Below are 22,408 nucleotides of genomic sequence, written 5' to 3' on the forward strand. Positions count from 1 at the left end.
CGTAAGCTGACTTTTCGTCAGCTTCTATGTTGGGGCCCACACCCCAACTTGCACATTATCGTAAGCTGACTTTTCGTCAGCTTCTGTGTTGGGGCCCCTCACTAGAATTGAAAAAAGCTTGTTACAAGCGCATTTTCGTTCAGTCAACTACTGCCAATATAACTTTGTAGAGTATAGAACATTGATTTATGTCTCGGGCTCACAGAGAATACTTTAAAATAAAAGAAAAAGCTGATCTTGTTATCATAACAAAATCAACCATTTTCAAAAATAATTTAATTTAAAAATTTAAGCATATTCATCTAATATCCCTAACTTCTATGATATTAATGCATTAACTACGTCTTCTAATTTCATGCCTCTTGATGCTTTAACTAATACACGATCATGTGACTTTAAGTCTTGTTTTAATACGTCAATTAACGCTTCTTTTGAATCGAAATGTTGCGCTTTGCCAACAAATTGTTTCCCAGTTCCGCTAATATAACTCGCTTCATCACCAAATGTATACAGCACGTCTATTTGCTTATCTTGCAAATAAGCACCTACTTGCGAGTGCATAGATTTACTGTTTTCACCTAATTCTAAAACATCACCTAAAATTAAAATATGTCGTCCATTAAGACTACTTAAAGTATCAATAGCAGCTCTCATACTTGTAGGACTAGCATTATAAGCATCATTAATAACAGTGATATCATTAGCTAATTCATGTTGTTCCATGCGCATACCTGTAAGCGTAACATGTTTTAAGTTACGATAAATCGTGTCATATGTTAAACCTAATTCATAGCCAACTGCAATGGCAATAGTTGCATTTTTCATATTATGCACGCCTAAAATCGGTAAATCAAATTGCTCTTTATCATTTATAGTGAATGCTATACCTGTCGTATCTCTATCATCAACTGAACAAACTAAATCGTTGTCAGTATCCACACCGACACTCATACATTTCGCATTTTGAACTTCCTTAACATGCGACTCTAACAACGGTTCATCACCGTCATATATAAATGTGCCATTATCTTTAAGACCAATTGTTATTTCAGATTTCGCTTTAGCAATACCCTCACGCGAACCTAAATCTTGCATATGTGATTCACCAATATTAGTAATAATTGCAATATCCGGTTGCGCAAGATTTGATAATAATTCGATCTCATGGAAACCTGACATTCCCATTTCTAAAATAGAGATTTCTGTATCCTTATCTAAGTCTAAAATAGTTAGTGGTAAACCAATTTCATTATTATAATTGCCTTGCGTTTTTTTTACTTTAAACTCAGTATGCAAGACACTCTCAATCATATCTTTTGTAGTTGTTTTACCATTTGACCCAGTTACTGCTATCACTTTAGGATTAACATATCTTAAATATGCTTGTGCTAATTGTTGTAAAGCCACTAAAGTATCTTCGACCCAAATAATAGGTCCTGTTATATTATTATCTATTGGCATTCCTTTTTGATAAAATGCTGCACCTGCATCATCTTGCAATGCTTTAGATACAAACCTATGACCATCAACATTTTCACCTTTAAAAGGAATAAACAACATTCCTTCTTTAATCGCTCTAGAGTCAATAGTGACACCATTAATTTCGCAGTCCAAAAATTGGTCATCAATATCACAAGGAATCCAAGACTTAATTTGCTTTAATGTTACATTAATCATAATAACAACCTCGGTTAGTCAATTTTGTATTTATTTTTCTGTTTATCTTGATGACGTTCTTTAGCAAGTTCAATTAACTTCGTAATTAATTCAGAATATGATAGTCCCATATTTTCCCATAATTTTGGATACATACTGTAAGCAGTAAATCCAGGCATTGCATTTGTTTCATTAATATAAATTTGGTTATCGTCTGTTACAAAGAAATCTGCACGTACTAAACCTGAGCAATCTGTTGCTTTAAATGCTTCTAACGCCATATTTCTAAGCGTTAATTTTATATCTTCATCTAGCTCAGCAGGAATTTGTAATTGAACTTTACCATCTTTATATTTAGATTTGTAATCGTAAAATGCAACATCTTTTACAACTTCACCTGGCCAAGTTGCTTCTGGATAATCATTTCCAAGCACTGCCACTTCAATTTCACGTGCATTAACACCTTGCTCAATCACAAGTTTACGGTCAAATTGGAACGCTTCTTTAATACCTTCTTTTAATTCCGCTTCATTATTACATTTACTAATACCAACACTAGAACCTAAATTAGCAGGTTTAACAAATACTGGATAATTCAATTTATCATTAACTAACTTTAAAATATTATGCTCATATTTTTCATATTCAGAACGTAAGAAACTAATATAAGGTAATTGTGGTAAACCCCTATGTTCAAATAATTGTTTCATCACAAGTTTATCCATTGAACTTGCTGCTGATAATACACCATTACCTACGTATGGTACATCTAGCACTTCAAATAATCCTTGAATCGTGCCATCTTCACCATTAGGTCCATGAAGTAATGGGAACACCGCATCGTATGGTTGTCCTGAACTACTTTCTTTTAATAATTGAGAAATTTCTAAAGCTTCTCCATTTTCTAAATGAAGTTCATCTGTAGATTTAATTTCAGACGTTATATTATTTTGCTTTTTCCAATCACCATCATTAGTAATATAAATGATATCAACGTGGTATTTGTCTTTATCTATTGCATTTAATACGTTTTGTGCTGTTAGAATCGATACTTCATGTTCAGCACTTTTCCCTCCAAAAACGATACAAATATTTTCTTTTGTCATTTCGTTTTCCTCCAATGATATATCAGGGCTTCCTACCTTAATATAAGTTAATATTCATTTTAATCCTGTTATTAATTTATTTATTCGCATCTTTGAATCTTAATAGTATCACATTTAATGGTTATTTTGCATTTTAAAAACGATGCGACGCTTGCCTTTGTCTTCGGTGTTTCATTGTTTTACAGGACGATGTTTATCTCTATTTTATTACTAAATTAAATTGAAATCTATAGCCGATATCTCTGTCATATTCTAGCTTATTTTTAAAAAGTCATGTAAAATTGATATAAACATTAGTGAGTATAAAAGGAGTTTGCAATGAATTATTCATCTCGTCAACAGCCGGATAAGCATTGGCTTCGCAAAGTAGACTGGGTATTAGTGGCCACTATAGCTGTTTTAGCAATTTTCAGTGTTCTGCTTATTAACTCGGCTATGGGCGGCGGGCAATATAGTGCTAATTTCGGTATAAGACAAATATTTTACTATATTTTAGGCGCCATTTTTGCAGGTGTTATCATGTTTATTTCACCTAAAAAGATTAAGCATTATGCATATATATTGTATTTCTTAATCTGCCTATCATTAATTGGATTATTAATTATTCCTGAATCACCAATCACGCCGATTATTAACGGCGCTAAAAGTTGGTATACTTTTGGACCAATCAGTATTCAACCATCAGAATTTATGAAAATCATTTTAATACTTGCATTAGCGCGTGTCGTTTCTAAACATAATCAATTCACATTTAATAAATCTTTTCAAAGTGATTTGCTATTATTTTTCAAAATTATTGGTGTCTCGTTGTTACCAAGTATTTTAATATTATTGCAAAACGATTTAGGAACTACTTTAGTATTAGCTGCTATTATTGCTGGCGTTATGTTAGTGAGCGGTATTACATGGCGTATTTTAGCTCCTATTTTTTTAACTGGTATTGTTGGAGCTATGACTATCATTTTGGGTATCCTTTATGCACCATCCTTGATAGAAAATTTATTAGGTGTTCAATTGTACCAAATGGGACGTATCAATTCTTGGCTTGATCCATATACATATAGTAGTGGTGATGGCTATCATTTAACTGAATCCCTTAAAGCGATAGGTTCTGGTCAATTACTAGGTAAAGGATACAATCACGGTGAAGTTTATATTCCTGAAAACCATACTGATTTTATCTTTTCGGTTATTGGTGAAGAACTGGGCTTTATTGGTTCTGTTATTTTAATTCTTGTATTTTTATTCTTAATCTTCCATTTAATAAGACTTGCTACGAAAATTGAAGATCAATTTAACAAAATCTTTATCGTAGGTTTTGTAACATTGCTTGTGTTCCATATTTTACAAAATATCGGGATGACAATTCAGTTGTTACCGATCACTGGTATCCCATTACCATTTATTAGCTATGGTGGTAGTGCATTATGGAGTATGATGACAGGTATCGGAATTGTTTTATCAATCTATTATCATGAACCAAAACGGTATGTAGATTTATACCATCCGAAGAGCAATTAGCTCATGATACTTAATCTTTATATGTCATATATTTAAATGATGATTTTCAATATTATTGATTTAAACAAATCACCAGTATACATAAATGACAATACTAGATAAAATAACCCCCCCTTTGATGTAAACATTGAGAAATGGGTACTATAAAGGGGGGATTTGTATATGCTGTTTATACAATTAATGTAAATATTTATCACATATTACATTATCCAAATGCTTTACTTATCACTTGCTATGTAAATGTCTTTGTGAACACGTATGGACAATTTAAATATATCGCTTAAGACACATGGTTTGACTGAGAGCATTATGTATAGTGATTTATAACTTTGATTAACTTCATACTTTCCTACATAAAACAACCCATTAAAAAACTACCAGTGACGTATCGCTGGCAGTTATCGTAGTGTGTGATTCATGATCACAGTCAATTATTTTAATTCGTGACTTACTTTATTAGATGTTGGTAATGTATTAATAATGTCTAAACGAGATTTAGTTTTTTTAATATTCACACCTAATGATGACAATAGTTTGACTACATTTTGAATCTTTTCAGGACGTTTCATTATTATCACCTCGTTTGGATCGCTTTCAGTATTATCTTACCCTATTCACTATACCTTTACTACATTAATCACAAACTTTTTTTGATTATTTTTTAAAATAAAAATCTATCGTGTGCTTTATATCGATATATTAATATACAATTTTATAACCTGTATCGTAAATTTCTTTTTCAATGCTATTTAAATTTGCAGGTGTTTCATAAGCTACAACTACTTCTCCATCAAACATATTAACATTCACATTATGCACACCTATCATGTTTGAAATACGCTCTGTCAACTGTTTTACTTGTTCTTCAGTTTCAATACCTGCTACGTAAACTGTGTTTTGGTATACCATCTTAAACTCCTTTAATCTTTAATCAACTTTTGGAAAGTAACTAGTAACTCTTCCATCGCTTCTTCTTGCGCACCTTGCTTAACCTTATTCATAATACAACTTTTCATATGTTGCTCTAATAACTTTGTTGCGACACTGTTTAATGCAGAACGAGTCGCTCTTATTTGTGTAAGAACATCATCACAATAGACATCTTCTTCAATCATGCGATTAATCGCTCTCACTTGACCTTCTATTCGATTTAAACGTGATTTTAGATTTGTTTTAATTTGTTCAGAATGATGTGCATTATCTTGTTCAGTCATAGCATTCACTCCTCTATTTACATTCTTTACTATACTATATCCCACAAAACATAACGTCAATACTATGACCTATTTTTCAAACTAAATTGTCATGATATTTAAATTGCTTCATGATACAATTAATAAGATTATATTACTTGTTTTAGATTTTCGGTGGGAGGTTTCAAATGATAGAGTTACTAACAATTGCATTTAAACATTCAAATGTTATTTTAAATTCAATATTTATTGGTGCATTTATTTTAAACTTATTATTCGCCTTTACCATTATTTTCATGGAAAGACGTTCTGCAAATTCTATCTGGGCTTGGTTACTTGTCTTAGTGTTCTTGCCTCTATTCGGCTTCATTCTATATTTACTACTAGGACGACAAATTCAACGTGATCAAATTTTCAAAATAGATAAGGAAGAGAAAAAAGGTTTAGAGTTAATTGTCGATGAACAATTAGCTGCTTTAAAAAATGAAAATTTTTCAAATTCCAATTATCAAATTATGAAATTTAAAGAAATGATTCAAATGTTGCTCTATAATAATGCAGCCTTTTTAACAACTGATAACGATTTGAAAATATATACAGATGGTCAAGAAAAATTTGATGACTTAATTCAAGATATTCGTAATGCTACTGATTATATTCACTTCCAGTATTATATTATTCATTGTGATGAATTAGGCCGTATCATTTTGAATGAACTTGCCAAGAAGGCAGAACAAGGCGTGGAAGTTAAAATTTTATACGATGACATGGGTTCACGTGGCTTACGTAAAAAAGGATTACGCGCATTTCGTAGCAAAGGCGGACACGCTGAAGCTTTCTTCCCTTCAAAATTACCTCTCATCAACTTGCGTATGAACAATCGAAATCATCGCAAAATCGTTGTTATAGATGGAAAAATCGGATATGTCGGTGGCTTTAATGTAGGCGATGAATATTTAGGTAAATCGAAAAAATTCGGCTATTGGCGTGATACACATTTACGAATTGTCGGGGATGCAGTGAATGCGTTGCAATTACGATTTATTTTAGATTGGAATTCACAAGCAACACGTGATCATATCTCATATGATGATCGTTACTTCCCTGACGTAAATTCTGGTGGAACGATTGGCGTACAAATAGCATCTAGTGGTCCTGACGAAGAATGGGAACAGATTAAATACGGTTATTTGAAAATGATTTCATCTGCTAAGAAATCGATTTATATTCAATCCCCCTATTTTATTCCAGACCAAGCATTTCTAGATTCTATTAAAATCGCTGCATTAGGTGGTGTTGATGTCAACATCATGATTCCTAATAAGCCTGATCATCCATTTGTCTTTTGGGCAACTTTAAAAAATGCTGCATCATTATTAGATGCTGGCGTTAAAGTATTTCATTATGATAATGGGTTCTTACATTCTAAAACATTGATTATAGATGATGAGATTGCAAGTGTTGGCACAGCGAATATGGACCACCGTAGTTTCACATTGAATTTCGAAGTTAATGCTTTTATTTATGATGAACAAATTGCCAAAAAACTAAAACAAGCATTTATTGATGATTTAAAAGTGTCTACTGAATTAACAAAAACACGATATGCTAAGCGAAGCCTTTGGATTAAATTTAAAGAAGGTATATCACAATTATTGTCACCAATATTATAAAAGAGCCGTATGAGGAGTGTAAGTTTAATGCAACAATCAAGTATCATTAGTGCTGCCCAACAATATATGGAATCTATACATCAAAATGATTATACAGGACACGATATAGCACACGTGTACCGTGTCACTGCTCTAGCTAAATCAATTGCTAAAAGTGAAGGTGTTAAGGATACCTTGATTATAGAGCTAGCATCTTTACTACATGACACAGTTGACGAGAAACTCGTAGATAACAACAAACAATTAGATTCATTAACATCATTTTTGGCATCTTTATCTCTTTCAGATTTAGCTCAAGAACATATATTATATATAATAAAGCACATGAGTTATCGTAATGGTAAAAATAATCATGTTGCTTTATCACTAGATGGTCAAATAGTTAGAGATGCAGATCGACTTGACGCTATAGGCGCAATTGGAATTGCACGAACATTTCAATTTGCCGGACATTTTGGCGAACCTATGTGGACAGAACAAATAGCATTTAACAACATTAATGATGATTTAATTGAAGGATTACCACCATCTGCCATAAAACACTTCTTTGAAAAATTATTAAAACTACAATCATTAATGCATACAGACACAGCGAAAAAGATTGCTAAAGAAAGACATGATTTTATGGTTATGTATTTGAAGCAATTTTTTACAGAGTGGAATTATCAAGACTAGTTGAATTGATACTGTAATGTGGTGTAATTGCTATACCGTTACGGTTCTATGATATGTTATTGTGGCGACGTATATGCGGAGGACAAAGGTGCCATATAGTATTTATGTGAGGATCCAAAGGTGCCGTATAATATTATGAATATATTGTGTGGATTCTTAGTTATCTCTAGTTTATGCCATTAACCTATTATATTGATGTTCTGTTGTTCAATTGCATCATTAGGCGTACTGATGCATTGATTTCGGAAACTATACACTAAAATTTAATTAAATATTAAGTCACATAAAAAACAGCAGTGGGATGAATTTCACATTCGAAATCATCTTTCTGCTGTTTCTATTTATCAGACACTATATTATATGATGCTATACTTTTGCTCTTTAAATAAAAAATCATGTGCCCGCTAGAAGTTAAAATTAGCTTCAACTTTTAGGGGGCTCATGATTTAGACTTGCTAAGACTATTTCTTTTTCTTTTTAGACACTACTTGTGTGTTTTTGCCTTTTTTGTTGTCGCCGTTGTGTTCTCTTTCATATGCTTCAATGAAAGGTTGAACTTCTTTTTTAGCAACTTTTTCATAATGTATATTCGCAAAGTGTGTTTGAATTACAAGGAATGCCGCACTGACTGACCAATATAAGCCAAGTGCTGATGCTGAGCTTAATGAAATCCAGATAATCATAATTGGTGAAATAATCATCATCATATAACCCATTTGACGTTGTTCGTCTGGCATCGTTTTACTTGATACATATGCTTGGATAAAGTATAAAACACCGGCAATAATTGTAATCCAAATATCAGGACGTCCTAAATCGAACCATAAGAAGTGTGGATACTTAAACAAACCATCAACAAGTTGATCTTTAAGTACAAAGTATAATCCCATGATGATTGGCATTTGAATCAACATTGGTAAACAACCTAACATACTCTTCATTGGGTTCATATCATACTTTTTATAAACTTGCATTAATTCTTGGTTTGCAGCCATTTTTTCTTCTTGTGTGCGTGCTCGCTTCACTTTTTCTTGGATTTTTTCAACTTCTGGCTTCGCAACTTTCATTTTTTGACGCATCATATGACTATTTTTATAGTTTGACAACATGAATGGTAATAAAATAATACGAATTACCAATACAAGAATAATAATAGCTAAACCATAATTATCGTTTAATAAGTTATTTCCCAACCAATCCAATACATTTTTCATTGGATCTACGAATGTATTGTAGAAAAACCCACTACGTTTTTCAGGTTTAGAATAGTCACAACCAGCCAAAAAGACCATAATACCTAAAAATAATGGTAGTAACGCTTTTTTCTTCATTTTTCCACCTCTATCATTATATTCACATAGGATTTATTCTATCACATTAATGAGTACGTATGAAACAATAAGTGGAAAAATTTAACTAATTATTAAAAAAATCTTTGAATTTTTTTACAGTACCTTCTATATTTTCACTTTTAGAAATAGCTGAAATTACTGAAATCCCATCTGCGCCGGCATCAACAATAGGTTCGACATTGTTATTATTGATTCCCCCAATTGCTACTATTGGTATTTGTGAATTCATCTTTTTAAAAGTAGTAATCATTTCAGGTCCTACTGGTAAATGCGCATCACTTTTTGAAGGTGTAGAATAAATTGGACCAACACCAATATAATCTACATTTGTTAAATCCGATTGTGAATACTCATCTAAATCACTAATACTTAAACCGATTATTTTATCTGTAAAATATTGTGCAAACTCATTAACATCGGCATCATCCTGACCGACATGGATACCGTCTGCATTAATTTCCTTTGCTAATTCAATATCATCATTAATTATAAAAGGTACTTGGTATTGATGGCACAAATCTAGTAATTCTTTGGCTAATTCCATTTTTTCAGTTCCTTTTAATGCATTAGTTCCTTTTTCCCTAAATTGAAAAAGCGTTATTCCTGCTTTTAGCGCTTCATTTAATACATCATGAATAGTACGATGACTTGGCACATCAGATGTACCACAAATAAAATATACATTCAATTGTGAGTTATTAAACAAATTATTCCACCTCTTCAATGCGAATCCATTGTTGGTAAGTCATATTATCTAAACGATATAACGTATCAAGTAATATTGATGAAAACGTGCCAGGTCCATTACAATTTTCATTTTCAGCGGCTAATTCAGCAGCAATGTTAAATACACTAACCGCTTCTATCAATGCATCTATATCTGGTTTTGTATTTCTAAATAAGAAGCCAGCAATAACTCCTCCTAATAAACAACCAGCACCTGTAACTTTAGTCAATAATGGTGAACCATTTGATAACATTATCACTTTGCCATCTTGAACGATAACATCCTGTTCTCCTGTAACAACAATTGCAGTTTTATATGCTTCGTAAGCTTTTTTAGCAATAGAAACTGTATTTAAATTATTATCACTATCCGTACCTTTCATTGTTGCTGTATCATCAATCAATGCTAGTATTTCAGATGCATTTCCTTTAATTACTGACACGTCTGCTGACTGTAAAAGTAATTTACAAAAGTGTTTTCTGTATGTAGATGCACCAACTGCTACAGGATCAAAGACAATTGGTAATCCTAATTCATTAGCTGTTTGAGCAATTGCAATGATATCTTGTTCATTTTGGGCAGTTAATGTTCCTATGTTGATTAACAATGCTTGAGCTACTTTATAAAATTCTTCCGCTTCTTCTGGTGCCTCACTCATTGCAGGACTTGCACCAATACTTAATAATCCATTAGCTGTAAAGTTTTTCACAACATCATTCGTATAACAAATTGTTAATGGTTGTTCATTACGTATCTTATTTAGAAATTTCATCATCTAATCCTTCTTTCTTTAAATATGCAAAATGATTAACTGGTCCTCTTCCTCTACCTATTTCAGGTGTGTATTGAATACTCAATGAAATAAACTTTTTAGCTTTATGTACTGCTTCTATTAATGTTCTACCTTTAGCAAGTTCTGCTGTTATAACTGCTGAAAAAGTACATCCAGTTCCATGAGTATGCTTTGTTTCAAATCTTTCACTTTCAAATGTTTCAACGCCATCTTTAGTAAATAAATAATCCTTTGAAATATTAATATCATCTGAATGACCACCTTTAATTACAACACCCTTACTGCCTATGTCATTAATGAAGATGCGTCCAGCTTGTAAAATCTTTTCTTCGCTATCAATTGCAAGTCCTGTTATTTCCTCTGCTTCTGGTAAATTTGGAGTCACTACATCAGCTAATGGCAATAACGTATGTTGTAAATTTCGTTTAGTTGCATCATCCATTAAAGCGTCGCCACTTTTAGCTAACATCACTGGATCAATTACATAAGGAATAGTGGGCTCTTGCAATAAATAATGACGAATTGTATCCATCGTGTCAGCTGTAGCGATCATTCCAGTTTTAATTGCGTGAGGTAATGTATCACTAAATACACTATCTAGTTGCTCATCTACCCACTGACTTTCTAAGTTATGCATATGTTGAACTCCCATCGTATTTTGAGCAACAATGCTAGTAACAACTCCCATGCCATATACACCACACGAATGAAATGATTTTAAGTCTGCCATAACACCAGCACCACCTGTTGGATCTGTTCCAGCAATGGTTAATGCAATTTTAGGTCTATTCATTGACTATCTCCTCCAAATTCCCATTTTTCTATTGTCTTAGCCATATTGAAAAATCGACGTTCATGAATACAACTTTCTAAAAATACATGTTTCACTTGTTTAAGTTCTTCGGCAGACATTGATTCTGCTAACTTATTCATCAATGCTTCAAAAATATTGATAACATCATCCATTTCAGTACTATAAAAATCAAACCATTTTGCTGTATCTTTCTCTCTATTTAAAGAGATATCATTTTGAGCACGCTTAGCTAATTCTGCATATATATATGGACACGGAGCCATTGCGGCAATTGTATAAATAGCATTTTCACGACTAAACGCTTGGAAATACATGTGCTTAATGTAATGGTCTCCACTTGGTGGCCAAACTTTAGTTTTAATAATTTCTTCATAAGGTTCACCAATAATTTGTGCTAATATATCATGCGCTAACACTTCACCTTCTACCATAAAATCAATTTGTTCTACTAAAAATTTCACATCATTCATATTATTCATTTTTGGAATTAACAATGCATATAAATTTGTGAATTCTTTTAAATACGCAGCGTCAGCTTTTAAATAATGGCGTAATGCGTCAGCTTCTATATCTCCAGATAACATCTTTTGAATAAAATCATCCTCATAAATATCGTTAATGATTGGCTTTGCTGCTAGGTACAATTCTTGTGAAAACTCCATTGTAAAAAATCCTCCCTAAATAAAAAAACTACTTCCAACTCCATGAAAGTAGTTTGATAACAATGCAACTAGATCAGCTACACATAACCAATGACTACTTTCCTACGTTGGTACTAACCAAATCAGGTCATAAGGGTCTGAATCTTCATCTCAGCCAATTTATTAGGCGCCCCTAGTAGTTCGTTAATATTCAATTCCAAATTCATCTTAGCAAACGTTTTCAACATTTTCAATCATAGTTGTATAGCTTTAATATTACCTTTTAAAAATTAATTTCTCTATTACTTAAAAAATGACCGAAAATATTCGTAAGTCATTCCAAATATTTTCGGCCTTAATTGTATTGTATAAATCTATTTATTCACTATATACGTGAAACTTAAGCAGTTACCCAATGACCAGCGCCACCAGTGTTATATAATTTTACTGCTGCAGCATCTTGGACACTTTCTGGTGCATTTGCTGGTGATACACCTTTATATTTAGCTGGTGCTACTGAATCCCAAGTTGATTGTAAGAATTGATATTTACCTGCTGCACCTGATGATGGATTAACAGCATGAATATTACCACCTGATTCACGTTGTGCAATTTGTTTTAGATGATCATTCACATTAACTGAAGATCCTTCAGAGGCTTTTGATTCTGTTGGTGTTGCAGTCACTTGTGAATTATTTGATGTTGCTGCTTGTGGCTGTTGTGTTTGAGCATTTTGTGGTGCTGCCACTTCTTGTGATTGTGTTTGATTAGCTTGCGTAGTTGAAGGCGCTACACTATTTGTTGTTGGTGCTTGCGCACTTAGTGTTGCTTCATTAGCACCTGTTGCATGATAATTCCAAGCGAAATGTGTACCATCTGATTCAAAATGATACGTAAACCCTTCATAGTCAAAAGTATAATTATAAGCGCCTGCTTCAATTGGTTTTTGATTTAATGTTTGATCGTTTGATTGCGCCATTTGCGCTAATGATGCTTTATTTAAATCCGCTTCACTTGCATGGGCTTCATGACCTGCATTTCCTGCTACGATTCCTAAACCTACTGCTAAAGATGATGCGAGTAATGTTTTCTTCATAATCTTAAAATCCTCCTACAAGTAATTTGTTTCTTTAAAAGTTTTACAGCAATTACTGTAACATCTGTGGAATCATTGCAGGTTACAACAAAATAAAAAATTACTTGTGTTTTTTACATAGACTTTACATAGCTTTAGTCTATAATATTCAAATTTATACCCTGTGAAAATCGCCATGACAATAACGAATGTTTTTCATTTGCATTTTTATATGTAATCGTTTTGCAATCTAACTATACTTAGGTACAGAAAATTTACACAAAATGACGACCTACACAACAGTTGCAATAGTCATGTAGGTCATCTAGTAAGTGAGTATATTTCAAGTTAATATGATCTATAAAAAATAGGATGGATTAAATGTATATTAAGGATGTTTAGGTTAATTGGATTTAAATTTCTAATAAGTCAGGATTATCTAAGTTATGAGAGTCAATATCTAAAATATTATCTGAGAGAATTTCATTATTCAGGGATTTAGGGGACATGAACTTTATAGTTTCAACATATAATTCTGTAACAAAGTGGGTTTGACCGTCTTTATCATATTTTCTTGATCTCATTTGACCTGTAATACCAACTAGCGTACCTTGATTAGTGTATTTATCAATGTTAGACGCTAACTTGCCAAATGCTTTGCAAAAAATATAATCACAGACGATTTCTCCATTTTCATCTTTATAATTTCGTTGTGTTGCAACGCAAAACGTAGCAACCTTTCTTTCCTCCTTTTCAAAGATTTGTACATCTTTCGTTAGTCTTCCAACAATTACGATTTTGTTTAGCATAAAGTGTGTGATTCACCTCCTATGCTTATATCTTAATAATTCATTTAAAGATGGTCAAAATCACAAATTTTATATTATTTATAGCTATCACATCTTATTATTTGTTATATTTAAAGAAATTAGTAATAAATAATGTTTAAAACACCTGAAAACTTCAAAAATCATATATATAAATCAAATGGGATGTGGAAATATGAAAACTTTTAAAGCAGTAAGGTTCCAAATTGTAAATGAACATGGCAGAATTATCGAATATGAGTTAGAAGATGGCGTAATAATTAATAAAGAAGAAAGTGGTACAGGTTGGTTACTTGAAATTGTCATTTCAAATGAACATTATGAAACTTTTAAAGAATATCAAGACAATGAACAGTTACTTGATATACGTGTTGTTATTACGCGTCCAGCTAATGACCCAGCATTATTTGAGTCCACTATTAAGAGCATTAAAAATTTCAAAACGACGATGTCTATTGTATTTGAATGTCATATTTATACTTTAAGACAACAATATGCTGAAAGTTTATTAGAACAACTTATCGATGACGGCTTATCTGGTGATGAATTAAAAAAATCATTTAATAGAATGATGCAATCTAAACCGAAGTTAAAAGATGAAAAATTAGAAGAATAAAGAAAAAACATTCAAAGACAATGAGATTTCATTAAACCTTTGAATGTTTTTTAGTTTTTATTTCACGTCTTGAATTGCAAACGTTAATTCGCAACTACAAGCAAGTTGTCCCTCAACAGTAGCCTTTGCACTACCTTTGCCAATTGGACCTTTAATTTTTGTGATTTCCACTTCAAGTGTCAATGTATCTCCAGGTACAACTTGACGTTTAAATCGACATTTATCTATACCAGCAAACAATGCTATTTTCCCTTTATTTTCTTCACTGTTTAAAATTGCTACCGCACCAGTTTGTGCTAATGCTTCAGTTATCAAAACACCAGGCATTACTGCATACTCTGGAAAATGTCCTTGGAAAAATGGTTCATTGCCAGACACTTGTTTAATTGCTACACAACGGCGACCTTCTTCATATTCAACAACTTTATCAATTAATAAAAATGGTTGTCTGTGAGGTATAATTTGTTTAATTTGGTTATAATCAAAAATTGTTTCCATGGTTGAGCTCCTCCATTATATTAATTCTCTGTATTAATCATTAATACGTTCAATATCTGCACCTAATTGCTTCAATTTACCATGCAAGTCAACATAGCCTCTATCTAGATGTTTTAATTCCGTAACACTTGTTTTACCATCAGCCACTAATCCAGCTAAAATTAATGCTGCTGCTGCTCTTAAATCAGTAGCTTTAACTTGTGCACCTTGTAATTTACTCTTACCTTCAAGTTTAGCGCTACGACCTTCAACGTTGATATTCGCATTCATTCGTTTAAACTCTGCAACATGCATAAATCTATTTTCAAATACAGTTTCAGTAACTACTTTATGACCATTTGCTGTTAATAATAACGCCATCATCTGTGACTGCATATCAGTAGGGAATCCTGGGTGTGGTAATGTCTTAATGTCAACTGGTTCTAAATCGCCTTCTGCACGCACTCGAATACCATCTTCTTGATAATCAAGTTCAACGCCCATTTCTTCTAATTTATAAACTAAACTAGCCATATGTTCCTTTATTGCACCACGTACAAAAATATCACCACGAGTAATTGCACCAGCGATAAGAAGCGTCCCTGCTTCAATTCTATCTGGAATGATAGCATGTTCAACACCGTGTAATGATTCAACTCCGTTAATTGTTATCGTATCAGTTCCAGCGCCAGTAATTCTACCGCCCATTTCGTTGATATAATTTGCTAAATCTACTATTTCAGGCTCTTTAGCTGCATTTTCAATTAAAGTTTTCCCTTTAGCTAATGACGCCGCCATAATAATATTTTGTGTTGCTCCTACACTTGGAAAATCTAAATGAATTGATGTACCTTTTAATCCATCTTTAGCATTCGCATAAATATTACCATTTTCAAGATGGATTTCTGCACCTAATGCTTCAAAACCTTTAATGTGTTGTTCAATTGGTCTACTTCCAATCGCACACCCACCTGGTAATGCAACGATGGCATGACCTAATCTAGCTAATAAAGGTCCCATAACTAAAATACTTGCACGCATTTTACTAACATATTCATATGGTGCCTCTTCATTTAAGGTTTTTGTTGCATCAACGATAACAGCGTTCTCGTCTTTTTTGTATGTTACGTCTGCATTTAACGTTGTTAATACATTATTAATTGTTTCTACATCACTTAAGGCTGGAACATTAACAAGTTTACTAGGTTTGTCAGAAGCTAATAATGATGCAGTCAATATTGGTAATACTGCATTTTTTGCACCTTCAACTTTAACCTCGCCTGTTAATCTATTTCCACCCTTGATTACTATTTTATCCATCGTAAATCCTCCACTAAGAACTCCTATTACTTTTACATTTCCCTATTTTAAAATTATTTTTAATCATTATTTAATTATATCTAGTTTTGATTACAAATAACAGAGCTAGTCTTATTTTATTAAATATTTTACCTGCGTCGAGTATTGTAACAAATCTACAATAAAATTGCTTACTGCAGTACCTAATAAAATAGCGACAAATATCAAGCAAACTTGAAGTTGTGCTGAATACCCTTTTTTGAAAAATTGATCTAATCTAATTGATTGCAATGCCCAATAGGCAATGCAAATACATACTACATGTAACACTAAATGGATAATTGCATATTGTCCGATATAATCCATTTTATCACCTCATAAGATTACTGTATTACATTGTACATGAAATGATTAAATAATGATACAAAGTTTATTACCCGTTTTTAATAAAGATTATGCTTATTTACGATATAATTCTTTTTACATAAAAATCATAGTCCCGATGTTTTCAAACAAATTAAATAAAATGTATTTGATTGTATTTAAAAAAGGGTCGAAGATATGTAATCACACCTTCGACCCTTTATTTTCTATTTTAATTCAGCCACACGCAAACGGTTATTTGCTCTCTCTAAAGCTCTTTCGGCTCTATGAATATCAGTATTGTCGTCATCATTTTCCAAGTGAGACTTTGCTCTTGCTTTGGCTAATTTGGCTCTTTCAACATCAATTTCTCTTGCAGTTTCTGCAGTTTGAACAATGATTGAAACTTTATGCTTTCTAACTTCAACAAAGCCATCGCTTACAGCAATGTATTCAGTTCCATCGTGAAATTTCACTTTTACAAAGCCTGTTTTTAAAGCAGCTACAGTTGGAATATGTCCACTCATGACACCTATCTCACCCGCAGTTGTTTGCATAACTACGAGTTCAACATTATCACGATCGTAAACAGAACCATTAGGAGTGACAATATCTAGGTTTAATGTATTCATTATCCATTCCTCCTAATTGTTATACTTCAACACCCATATCTTTAGCTTTTGCAATAACATCATCCATGCTACCAACTAAACGGAATGCATCTTCTGGAATATGATCATACTTACCATCTAAGATATCTTTAAAGTTGGCAACTGTTGTTTTAACAGGTACATAAGATCCTTTTTGACCAGTAAATTGTTCCGCAACGTGGAAGTTTTGAGATAAGAAGAATTGAATTCTACGTGCACGCTCAACTGTTTGCTTATCTTCATCAGATAATTCATCCATACCTAAGATAGCAATAATATCTTGTAATTCACGATATTTTTGAAGTGTTGATTGTACATCACGTGCTACTTCATAATGTTCTTGACCTACTATAGATGGTTCCAATGCTCTTGATGTTGATGCTAATGGATCCACGGCAGGATAAATACCCATTTCAGTTAATTTACGTTCTAAGTTTGTTGTTGCATCCAAATGCGCAAACGCAGTCGCTGGTGCTGGGTCAGTATAATCATCGGCAGGTACGAATACCGCTTGAATAGATGTAACCGATCCTTTAGTTGTAGACGTAATACGTTCTTGTAATTGTCCCATTTCAGTTGCAAGTGTTGGTTGGTAACCTACCGCAGAAGGCATACGACCTAATAATGCAGACACCTCTGAACCAGCTTGTGTAAATCTGAAAATGTTATCAATGAATAGTAACACGTCTTGACCTTGTTCATCACGGAAATATTCAGCCATTGTTAAACCAGATAAAGCAACACGCATACGCGCACCAGGTGGTTCATTCATTTGTCCGAATACCATGGCAGTTTTCTTGATTACACCGCTATCGCTCATTTCGAAGTATAAATCATTACCTTCACGTGTACGTTCACCTACGCCAGCGAATACTGAAATACCACCATGCTCTTGAGCGATGTTATTGATTAATTCTTGAATTAATACAGTTTTACCTACACCGGCACCACCGAATAATCCAATTTTACCACCTTTAATGTAAGGGGCTAATAAGTCTACTACTTTAATACCAGTTTCTAAAATTTGAACTTCTGTTGAAAGTTCATCAAATGCTGGTGCTTGACGATGAATTGGATCTCGACGAACAGAATCACTAATCTCTTCTTTAAGGTCAATTGTTTCACCTAATACATTAAATACTCGACCTAATGTTTCGTCACCAACAGGTACACTAATTTCTTTACCTGTATCTTTTACATCCATACCTCTTTGGACACCGTCAGTTGAATCCATCGCAATAGTACGAACAACGTCGTCACCTAATTGCAGCGCAACTTCTAATGTTAGTTGTATAGTACCTTCTTCTTTAGGTACATCAATAACCAAGGCATTATTAATTTTAGGAACTTCGTTATGTTCAAAACGAACATCAATTACAGGACCCATAACTTGAGTTACACGGCCAATTCCCATGCTATTTTCCTCCTTTAAATATTATTCAAGCGCTGCAGAACCACCAACAATTTCAGTAATTTGTTGTGTAATTTCAGCTTGTCTCGCTCTGTTATATTCTAATGATAAGTCATCAATAAGTTCAGTTGCATTGTCAGTAGCATTTTTCATCGCAGTCATACGTGTTGCATGCTCACTTGCTTTTGCATCTAATATCGTTCCATAAATCAAACTCTCAACATATTGCGGCAAGATTACACTTAAGATAGATTCTTTATCAGGTTCAAATTCATAAGATGATAAATGACCATGTCCTTTACTAGAATCTTCTTGAGATAATGGTAATACTTGTCTAGATGTTGGTTTGTTTTCAAGAACACTGACATAATGACTATAGTATATATTTAATTCATCAATTTCTTCTTCACTGTATAAGTCTATAGCATGGTTAGCTAGTGCTTGAACAGATTTGAAAGAAGGTTGATCAGGTACGTCCACTTGAGAATACTCAATGTCATAACCTCTATTTTTTAGGAAATCAACACCTTGTTGTCCTAAAACTACAATACTGTATTCGCTACTATCTTGATGTTTCGCTTCAATATCAGTAATCAATTTCTTAAGTACATTTGCACTATATGCACCAGCTAAACCTTTATCACTTGTGATAACTAAATAACCACTTCTAGTTATTTTACGAGGTCTTAGCATTGGATGGTTTGTATTGCTACTTGCACCTGCAACTGCAGTTATTGCATCTTGCATTTTATCCATATATGGTGTGAATTGTTTTGTATTTTTTTCAGCTCTACGAAGTTTTGAACTTGATACCATGTTCATTGCTTTCGTAATCTGTTTCATTTTTTTGGTTGATTTTATTCGAGTATCTATTTCTTTAAGAGAAGCCACTATCTCACCACCTTATACTAAACTTGTTTATTATTCAGATTTGCTAAAGCTTTTTTTGAATTCGTTAATAGCTGTGTCGAACTTCTCAGCAGCTGGTAAGCCACCAGTTTCTCTGATTTCATTTAACAGTTCAGTAGCATTTGTTTCTGCCCAGTGGTTTAACTCGTCTTCAAAACGTGTTATATCTACAACAGGAATATCATCTAAATATCCTTTTGTTAATGCATAAATAATCAACACTTGATGTTCAACTGGTAATGGTTTGTTTTGGTCTTGTTTTAAAACTTCAACCGTACGTTTACCACGTTCTAATTTACTTGCTGTAAATTCATCAAGATCTGAACCAAATTGTGCGAATGACTCAAGTTCTCTGTAAGACGCTAAGTCAAGACGTAACGTACCAGCAACTTTTTTCATTGCTTTAATTTGTGCAGAACCACCAACACGAGATACAGATTGTCCGGCATTAATCGCTGGTCTTACACCTGAGAAGAATAAATCAGACTGTAAGAAGATTTGTCCATCTGTAATGGAAATAACGTTTGTTGGTACATATGCTGAAATATCACCAGCTTGCGTTTCGATAATTGGTAATGCAGTTATAGAACCGCCACCTAATTCATCGTTTAATTTTGCTGCTCTTTCTAATAATCTACTATGTAAGTAGAATACATCACCTGGGTATGCTTCACGACCTGGAGGTCTACGTAATAATAATGATAATTCACGATAAGCTGCTGCTTGTTTTGTTAAATCATCATAAACGATTAAAACATGTTTGCCGTTGAACATAAATTCTTCACCCATTGTTACACCTGAATATGGGGCGATATAAAGTAGTGGTGAAGGTTCAGAAGCTGATGCTGCTACTACGATTGTATAGTCTAAAGCACCTGCTTGTCTTAATTTTTCAACGTTTGCTCTTACTGTTGAGTCTTTTTGACCAATAGCAACATAAATACAAATTGTACCTTGATCTTTTTGGTTTAAAATTGTATCAATGGCAATTGTCGTTTTACCTGTTTGACGGTCACCAATAATTAACTCACGTTGACCTCTACCAATTGGTACTAAAGCATCGATTGCTTTGATACCTGTTTGTAATGGTTCATCAACTGATTTACGATCCATTACACCAGTAGCTTTTTTCTCTACTGGACGCGTTTTAGTTGTGTTAATCGGTCCTTGTCCATCAATAGGTTGTCCTAATGGGTTTACAACTCTTCCGATTAGTTCTTCACCTACTGGTACTTCCATGATACGACCAGTACGTTTAACTTCATCACCTTCAGTAATATCTGTGTATGGTCCTAAAATAACCACACCCACATTTGACTCTTCAAGGTTTTGTGCTAAACCAAGTACGCCGTTATGGAATTCTACTAGCTCACCAGCCATAACGTCATTTAATCCGTGAATTAATGCAATACCATCACCAATTTGTAAAACAGTACCTACATCAGTTACGGACATTTCTGACTCATAATTTTCAATTTGTGAGCGAAGTAATGCACTGATTTCTTCAGCTTTTATGGCCATCTATGTCACTCCTCTTTATTATTAATTAGCTCTTCTAAATTTTCTTTGTAATTGGACAAGATCATTTCTAACACTACCATCTAGTACAGTTGTGCCTACTTTAACTCTAAATCCACCAATTAAATCTGGATTAATTTTAGTATCTACAATTACTTTAGATAACTTTGTTTGTTGAGTTACCAGTTTGACAATCTTATCTAACTCTTCTTGACTCAATTCATATGTTGACTCAATTGTCGCAAAATCTTGGTTAAAGTATCTGTTATATAAACTCTGGAAAGCTTTAAAAACATCACCAATTAATGAGATATGTCTATTATCAGCTAACACATACATCATGTTCTTAATATATGGGTTAATTTCTGTAAATACATTACTAATTAGTTTACGACGTTGTTCCGCGGTTTGAGTAGGATTACTATCAACCATTTTTAATTGCTCAATTTTATCTTTTACTGCCTCGTTAATGACTGTTAATTCTTCATTAATAGTCTCCAAATTATTTGTATCTAATGACACGTCAAATAATGCTTTAGCATACTTATTAGCTATTTTCACCATTATTTATCGCCTGCCTCTTTTAGATACTTGTCAACCAATGCTTTTTGGTCTTGTTCAGAAATTTCTTTTCTAAGTACTTTAGAAGCAATTAACACTGATAGTTCAGATACTTGATTATTAATATCAGCAATAGCACGTTCTTTTTGGCTATTGATTTCACTTTGAGCTGTTTCAATCATACCGTTTGCGCGTACGTTAGCTTCATGAATAATTTGTTCTTGCTGTTGTCGTGCTTGAACCTTAGCATCTTCTAAAATCTTTTGAACTTCTTCTTGTGTTTCTTTAAGTTTTTGTTTATTTTCTTCTTCAAGTTTTTGTGCATTTAACTTTGCTTGTTCTGCGTCATCGATATCTCTGTTTATATCTCTTTCACGTTTATCCATTACATCTTTTAATGGACCCCATGCGAACTTTTTAAGTAACGCAAGTAATACGATGAAAGTTAGGACCTGTACAATCACAGTCCCCCACTCAACGCCTCCAGCTGCACCAAGAACGAATAAGTTAGCTGTTTCAGTCACGGGTTCATGACACTCCTTTCATTAAAA

25 protein-coding genes and 1 riboswitch are annotated in these 22,408 nt (G+C 33.1%); of the genes, 4 read left to right on the plus strand and 21 right to left on the minus strand.

The features are described from left to right. Positions 1 to 318: 318 nt before the first annotated feature. Positions 319 to 1,677 (minus strand): UDP-N-acetylmuramoyl-tripeptide--D-alanyl-D-alanine ligase, encoded by a 1,359-nt coding sequence (locus CD116_RS11200; protein ID WP_047550961.1) that lies wholly within the window; start codon positions 1,675 to 1,677, stop codon positions 319 to 321. A gap of 14 nt (positions 1,678 to 1,691) precedes the next feature. After that, entirely contained in the window at positions 1,692 to 2,762 is a 1,071-nt protein-coding gene (locus tag CD116_RS11205; protein WP_047450612.1) for a D-alanine--D-alanine ligase, read from the minus strand. A 318-nt stretch (positions 2,763 to 3,080) separates the two neighbouring features. On the opposite strand from CD116_RS11205, the gene CD116_RS11210 reads away from it, so the two are divergent. After that, on the plus strand, positions 3,081 to 4,283 hold the full coding sequence (locus tag CD116_RS11210) for an FtsW/RodA/SpoVE family cell cycle protein (RefSeq protein ID WP_047427869.1): 1,203 nt from the start codon (positions 3,081 to 3,083) through the stop codon (positions 4,281 to 4,283). Positions 4,284 to 4,714: 431 nt separating this feature from the next. Here CD116_RS11210 and CD116_RS11215 read toward each other — a convergent pair whose 3' ends face one another. From CD116_RS11215 to csoR, 3 genes are all read right to left on the minus strand, one after another. After that, positions 4,715 to 4,852: an Lmo0850 family protein gene (locus CD116_RS11215; RefSeq protein ID WP_000828355.1), complete on the minus strand. Its 138-nt coding sequence runs from the start codon at positions 4,850 to 4,852 to the stop codon at positions 4,715 to 4,717. 130 nt (positions 4,853 to 4,982) lie between these two features. Then, entirely contained in the window at positions 4,983 to 5,192 is a 210-nt protein-coding gene (csoZ, locus tag CD116_RS11220; RefSeq protein ID WP_047531400.1) for a putative copper chaperone CsoZ, read from the minus strand. Between the two features lie 11 nt (positions 5,193 to 5,203). Beyond that, positions 5,204 to 5,497, minus strand: coding sequence for a copper-sensing transcriptional repressor CsoR (gene csoR, locus CD116_RS11225; RefSeq protein WP_047427877.1), 294 nt, complete (start codon positions 5,495 to 5,497; stop codon positions 5,204 to 5,206). 167 nt (positions 5,498 to 5,664) lie between these two features. On the opposite strand from csoR, the gene cls reads away from it, so the two are divergent. Beyond that, positions 5,665 to 7,149 (plus strand): cardiolipin synthase, encoded by a 1,485-nt coding sequence (gene cls, locus CD116_RS11230; RefSeq protein WP_047550965.1) that lies wholly within the window; start codon positions 5,665 to 5,667, stop codon positions 7,147 to 7,149. A 27-nt stretch (positions 7,150 to 7,176) separates the two neighbouring features. Further along, entirely contained in the window at positions 7,177 to 7,824 is a 648-nt protein-coding gene (locus CD116_RS11235) for an HD domain-containing protein (protein WP_047550968.1), read from the plus strand. A 461-nt stretch (positions 7,825 to 8,285) separates the two neighbouring features. Here the strand turns inward: CD116_RS11235 and yidC are convergent, their stop codons facing one another. From yidC to CD116_RS11270, 7 genes are all read right to left on the minus strand, one after another. Then, positions 8,286 to 9,155: a membrane protein insertase YidC gene (gene yidC, locus CD116_RS11240; RefSeq protein WP_047427885.1), complete on the minus strand. Its 870-nt coding sequence runs from the start codon at positions 9,153 to 9,155 to the stop codon at positions 8,286 to 8,288. Between the two features lie 85 nt (positions 9,156 to 9,240). After that, complete coding sequence (gene thiE, locus CD116_RS11245; RefSeq protein ID WP_047531398.1) at positions 9,241 to 9,882, minus strand: thiamine phosphate synthase; 642 nt, start codon at positions 9,880 to 9,882, stop codon at positions 9,241 to 9,243. Position 9,883: 1 nt separating this feature from the next. Next, on the minus strand, positions 9,884 to 10,675 hold the full coding sequence (gene thiM / locus CD116_RS11250; protein WP_047550971.1) for a hydroxyethylthiazole kinase: 792 nt from the start codon (positions 10,673 to 10,675) through the stop codon (positions 9,884 to 9,886). Further along, positions 10,659 to 11,489, minus strand: a complete 831-nt coding sequence (gene thiD / locus CD116_RS11255) for a bifunctional hydroxymethylpyrimidine kinase/phosphomethylpyrimidine kinase (RefSeq protein ID WP_047550974.1) — start codon at positions 11,487 to 11,489, stop codon at positions 10,659 to 10,661. The genes thiM and thiD overlap by 17 nt, the downstream gene beginning before the upstream one ends. Continuing rightward, the gene (tenA, locus tag CD116_RS11260) at positions 11,486 to 12,172 is read right to left on the minus strand and encodes a thiaminase II (RefSeq protein WP_047550977.1); all 687 of its coding nucleotides are present in this window, start codon (positions 12,170 to 12,172) and stop codon (positions 11,486 to 11,488) included. Before tenA ends, thiD begins: the two co-directional genes overlap by 4 nt. An 82-nt stretch (positions 12,173 to 12,254) precedes the next feature. Beyond that, a riboswitch (TPP riboswitch) is annotated at positions 12,255 to 12,356 on the minus strand. Between the two features lie 195 nt (positions 12,357 to 12,551). After that, positions 12,552 to 13,247, minus strand: coding sequence for a lytic transglycosylase SceD (sceD, locus tag CD116_RS11265; RefSeq protein ID WP_047450311.1), 696 nt, complete (start codon positions 13,245 to 13,247; stop codon positions 12,552 to 12,554). Positions 13,248 to 13,639: 392 nt separating this feature from the next. Then, positions 13,640 to 14,035 carry a single-stranded DNA-binding protein gene (locus tag CD116_RS11270; protein WP_047531394.1) on the minus strand — a complete coding sequence of 132 codons (396 nt, stop codon included), beginning with the start codon at positions 14,033 to 14,035 and terminating at the stop codon, positions 13,640 to 13,642. A gap of 193 nt (positions 14,036 to 14,228) precedes the next feature. Here CD116_RS11270 and CD116_RS11275 point away from each other — a divergent pair, with 193 nt between their 5' ends. Continuing rightward, a complete protein-coding gene (locus CD116_RS11275; protein WP_047531393.1) occupies positions 14,229 to 14,669 on the plus strand; it encodes a YwpF-like family protein in 441 nt (146 codons plus the stop codon). Positions 14,670 to 14,726: 57 nt separating this feature from the next. Here the strand turns inward: CD116_RS11275 and fabZ are convergent, their stop codons facing one another. From fabZ to CD116_RS11320, 9 genes are all read right to left on the minus strand, one after another. After that, positions 14,727 to 15,167 (minus strand): 3-hydroxyacyl-ACP dehydratase FabZ, encoded by a 441-nt coding sequence (gene fabZ / locus CD116_RS11280; protein WP_047531391.1) that lies wholly within the window; start codon positions 15,165 to 15,167, stop codon positions 14,727 to 14,729. A gap of 33 nt (positions 15,168 to 15,200) precedes the next feature. Then, positions 15,201 to 16,466: a UDP-N-acetylglucosamine 1-carboxyvinyltransferase gene (gene murA, locus CD116_RS11285; protein ID WP_047427912.1), complete on the minus strand. Its 1,266-nt coding sequence runs from the start codon at positions 16,464 to 16,466 to the stop codon at positions 15,201 to 15,203. Positions 16,467 to 16,577: 111 nt separating this feature from the next. Beyond that, a complete protein-coding gene (locus CD116_RS11290; RefSeq protein WP_000384521.1) occupies positions 16,578 to 16,811 on the minus strand; it encodes a DUF1146 family protein in 234 nt (77 codons plus the stop codon). A gap of 224 nt (positions 16,812 to 17,035) precedes the next feature. Beyond that, on the minus strand, positions 17,036 to 17,440 hold the full coding sequence (locus tag CD116_RS11295) for a F0F1 ATP synthase subunit epsilon (protein WP_047550980.1): 405 nt from the start codon (positions 17,438 to 17,440) through the stop codon (positions 17,036 to 17,038). A 19-nt stretch (positions 17,441 to 17,459) separates the two neighbouring features. After that, a complete protein-coding gene (gene atpD / locus CD116_RS11300) occupies positions 17,460 to 18,872 on the minus strand; it encodes a F0F1 ATP synthase subunit beta (protein ID WP_000511135.1) in 1,413 nt (470 codons plus the stop codon). 21 nt (positions 18,873 to 18,893) lie between these two features. Then, complete coding sequence (gene atpG / locus CD116_RS11305; RefSeq protein WP_000157603.1) at positions 18,894 to 19,760, minus strand: ATP synthase F1 subunit gamma; 867 nt, start codon at positions 19,758 to 19,760, stop codon at positions 18,894 to 18,896. A 30-nt stretch (positions 19,761 to 19,790) separates the two neighbouring features. Continuing rightward, on the minus strand, positions 19,791 to 21,299 hold the full coding sequence (gene atpA / locus CD116_RS11310; RefSeq protein WP_047531387.1) for a F0F1 ATP synthase subunit alpha: 1,509 nt from the start codon (positions 21,297 to 21,299) through the stop codon (positions 19,791 to 19,793). A gap of 21 nt (positions 21,300 to 21,320) precedes the next feature. Next, positions 21,321 to 21,860 carry a F0F1 ATP synthase subunit delta gene (locus tag CD116_RS11315; protein ID WP_047550985.1) on the minus strand — a complete coding sequence of 180 codons (540 nt, stop codon included), beginning with the start codon at positions 21,858 to 21,860 and terminating at the stop codon, positions 21,321 to 21,323. Continuing rightward, the gene (locus CD116_RS11320) at positions 21,860 to 22,381 is read right to left on the minus strand and encodes a F0F1 ATP synthase subunit B (protein ID WP_000140679.1); all 522 of its coding nucleotides are present in this window, start codon (positions 22,379 to 22,381) and stop codon (positions 21,860 to 21,862) included. The genes CD116_RS11315 and CD116_RS11320 overlap by 1 nt, the downstream gene beginning before the upstream one ends. Positions 22,382 to 22,408: the final 27 nt, after the last annotated feature.

It is taken from the genome of Staphylococcus schweitzeri (genome assembly GCF_002902405.1).
GTDB classification, from domain to species: Bacteria; Bacillota; Bacilli; order Staphylococcales; family Staphylococcaceae; genus Staphylococcus; species Staphylococcus schweitzeri.